The following is a 339-nucleotide window of genomic DNA, read 5'->3' as shown; positions in this document are numbered from 1 at the left end:
GCGCATAGCGGGTTGTGGGAGCGCGCAACTGGTCCGTCCGCAGATGGGCCGGGAAGTCACAAAGGAAAAGCTTAGCCGAACTGTGTTGGAACAGCAGGCCACAGAGGGTGAAAGCCCCTCTCTAGCTGCGGATAGCCCTTTGCGCACCTCTTCGAGCCCCCAATACGGCATGGCGGAAAGCTTCTGCACGAGGCCTTTTAGCTGTTTGGGCGTGCCGAGGAGGATCACGTCCGCAGTGAGCAGCCGGTCGCGATGAGCGAGCACCTCTCCATCCACAATCACATCTGCCGCGAGATAAGCCTTATCGCAAAGGGCATCGAGGCGCTTGACATCGCGAAC

The 339-nt window shown here is 59.9% G+C and carries 1 pseudogene; it reads right to left on the bottom strand.

Features of this window, described 5'->3' with window-relative positions:
* Positions 1-339: pseudogene (locus EZM41_RS00575) on the bottom strand (hypothetical protein); the annotation flags it as partial.

Origin of the sequence: Acetomicrobium sp. S15 = DSM 107314, assembly GCF_016125955.1 — a bacterium.
GTDB classification, from domain to species: Bacteria; Synergistota; Synergistia; order Synergistales; family Thermosynergistaceae; genus Thermosynergistes; species Thermosynergistes pyruvativorans.
This window is presented reverse-complemented; position numbering and strand designations above follow the sequence as displayed.